The 2,687-nt window shown below is 69.4% G+C and carries 3 protein-coding genes and 1 pseudogene; 2 read left to right on the forward strand and 2 right to left on the reverse strand.

Annotated features, from left to right (window positions below):
* Positions 1 to 130 precede the first annotated feature (130 nt).
* Positions 131 to 532, forward strand: a complete 402-nt coding sequence (locus tag AB0915_RS38940) for a hypothetical protein (protein ID WP_366696105.1) — start codon at positions 131 to 133, stop codon at positions 530 to 532.
* Positions 533 to 537: 5 nt separating this feature from the next.
* Here AB0915_RS38940 and AB0915_RS38945 read toward each other — a convergent pair whose 3' ends face one another.
* Complete coding sequence (locus tag AB0915_RS38945; protein WP_366696107.1) at positions 538 to 1,065, reverse strand: hypothetical protein; 528 nt, start codon at positions 1,063 to 1,065, stop codon at positions 538 to 540.
* Positions 1,066 to 1,418: 353 nt separating this feature from the next.
* Positions 1,419 to 2,065: pseudogene (locus AB0915_RS38950) on the reverse strand (site-specific integrase); the annotation flags it as partial.
* A 27-nt stretch (positions 2,066 to 2,092) separates the two neighbouring features.
* Between AB0915_RS38950 and AB0915_RS38955 the strand changes: the two are divergent.
* Entirely contained in the window at positions 2,093 to 2,623 is a 531-nt protein-coding gene (locus tag AB0915_RS38955; protein ID WP_366696109.1) for a relaxase domain-containing protein, read from the forward strand.
* Positions 2,624 to 2,687 lie beyond the last annotated feature (64 nt).

The following is a 2,687-nucleotide window of genomic DNA, read 5'->3' on the forward strand; positions in this document are numbered from 1 at the left end:
GGGCTGCGCGCCACACTTCGGACAGGCGTGCGCTTCGACGTCGTCCGCGTCCGACCGGTCGGTCGGGGAGGGCTGCTGAGGGTCCGTCATGAGCCTTGGCGGACCGCTCCGATCGCGCACCCCTGAAGCCGTGCGGCAGGAGCTGTGGGCCCTGCTCGCGGTCCACCAGGCCGTCCGCCGGTTCGCGCACGACGCCGCGGCGAACGGCCCGGTCTTGGATGCCGACCGGCTCTCCTACCTCCGCTGCGTCCGGATCGCCCGGCGCAGCGTACCGTCCCAGCACGGCACCTCCAGGCGCACGCTGACCAACGCCTGGAAGGAGGCCATCCAGGAAGCGCGGTCCCGTCTGCTGCCGCCCCGGTCCGGCCGGGACTGGCCCCGAGCGATCAAGAAACCGATGCGGTGGCCGATCCTGAGAACCCAGAGCGGCCGCAGCAAGGTGGCACCGGGGCGATGGGCACACAATCAGACCACCAAACAGCGCAAACACCGGGGCGCCGGCAGACCCGTGCCTCGCGCTCAACCGCCTTGACCTCCCTACAGCTGGTCCCCCCTGCTGGGTGGTTCCGGAGGATGCATCCCGCCACCGTCCTTGATGTCCACTTCACAGGTGCGTCGGTCGTAGGACTGGTCATTGGGGATCAACAACACTCCGGCAACCTGCTCAGGGTGCTCGACGGCGAGCCAGTCGTCGCCCGTGAGGGGATCGTCGGCCGGCCCGAATGCCTGGGACGAGTAAACCGTCTGACACCCCAACGCCACACGCTCCTTGTCGACCGCGCAGGCGTCCACTGCAGGGTCGGAATATTCGTCGGCGCCGTCGAAGCGGAAGTGGAAGTGGACCCGGTCACCTTCGGAGGGCACCTGCGGGTGGGGCTCAAGGCGCCAGTCAACGACTGCGGCGGTGACGCCGAGAGGCTGCCCATCCGTGTCCACGACCTGCACCCTGGCTCCGGCCTTACCGCGCTCCGCCGTCGTGTCGGTGCAGACCCAGGAAGAGCAGCCGGACAGGGCGAGAATCACCAGAGCCAGCGGGGAAACGGCGAATACCCGTACGGGTAACACTGAGATGACCTCCGGTCGGGGTGGGGCGGGGCAGTGTATCCCGGGGCCTGGCAGCTGCGGGTGATGGCGACGAGCGCCTGCGGCGGCGAAGCCGAAGCGCAGAGGAACCCTGTGAAATGGGCGGGTGCTTAAAGCAACTGCATTGGCCGGCGAAGGCCCCCAGCGGCCGCCGGGCTATGCCACGTCGTTCAGTTCTCCCGCGACCTGGTCGCGGGAGACGAGTTCGTCGCTGGTGAGCGACGGCACGAGTTTCCCGATGTTTCCGTGGCGGCCCGGTTCGAGTTCGTGGATGCGGTAGGCGACCAGCGAAGCCCCGGGGTGCCGTCACGACGGCACCCCGGGGCTTCGTACTGTCAGCGCCTGGTGTCACGGGGCGCGAGCAGGCTGGTGAGCTCGGCGATCGCTTCAGGGGTCGGCTTGAAGTACCGGCGAACATTCTCCGGCTTCTTGTGCCGGGACTTGGCCATGAGCAGCAGCAGGCTCGCCCCGGCCTCGCCGAGGTGCGACAGGCTGGAGTGCCGCCACTCGTGCAGGTCCCAGCCGGTGCCGGGGCCGTGCTCGGCGGTGTGTGCGTCCAGGAGCGCGCGGGCCTGGCCGTACGAGAGGCGGGCCAGGCCGGTGTCCGGGCAGACGTCGCGGGCGCCGACGACCTTGCCTGGGCCGGGCTTGCGGTGGGTGGTGAACACCGGCCCGCTGGTGCGGCCCTTGAGCAGGCGGGGCAGCAGGCGGGCGGTACCGGCGTCCCAGTAGACCGTCTCCAGCACGAAGTCCTCGCGAGCACCACCCCGGCGGCGCACCTTCGGCTGGGCACCTTTGGCCTTGACCTGGCAGCGGCGGCCGGCGAGGTCCAGGTCCTCGATGTTGACGCCGAGGATCTCGTCGGAGCGTGCGGCGGTCTCGTAGAGCATCCGTACAGCGTCTTCTCCCGCAGGTGGACGTCGCGGCGGGCGATGAGCCGGTCGATCGCGGCTTTCGAGCGGACCGGGGTCTGGGAGTCGGGCGGGGTGAGGCTGGTCTTGGTTGCATGATGACGTTCAAGCAAGTGAGCAAGGGTGCCGCGTACCGGTACTACCTGCGCCAGGTCGCGGTCGGCGACGGCCGCCGGCCCCGGGGGAAGAACCTGGACCAGGCGCAGGAAGAGGCCGGGGTCCCACCCGGGGTGTGGATGGGCAAGGCCCTGCCTGCGGTCGGCCTGACCGCGGGATCGCGGGTGACCCACCGGCAGATGGCGAACCTGTTCGGCACGGGCCGGCACCCCGCCTCCGAGCACATCATTGAGGACCGTCTCGCCGCCGGAGACATCCCCGCGAAAGCCGAGCGCGCCACCCGCCTCGGTTACCGGATCCAGAAATGGTCCGGGATCGACTTCGTCTTTCGCCCGCCGGGCAGCGTCCAGACCCTGTGGGCCCTGAGCACTGGCACGGTCAGGGAGGTCATCGAGGCCGCGCACACCCGCGTGATCGACGAGGTCGTCGACCAGATCGAGACGGGCCTGCTGATCGTGCGCCGCGGAAGGGACAGCACCCCTGAAGCTCCCCCTTTGACCTGGACAGCCTGATACTGGGACGGAAGGTCCCGGAGGAAGCAGTTACAGGCAGTGAGCAAGAAGAGCAATATGAGCA

Origin of the sequence: Streptomyces sp. NPDC048411, from assembly GCF_040704695.1 — a bacterium.
GTDB lineage: Bacteria > Actinomycetota > Actinomycetes > Streptomycetales > Streptomycetaceae > Streptomyces.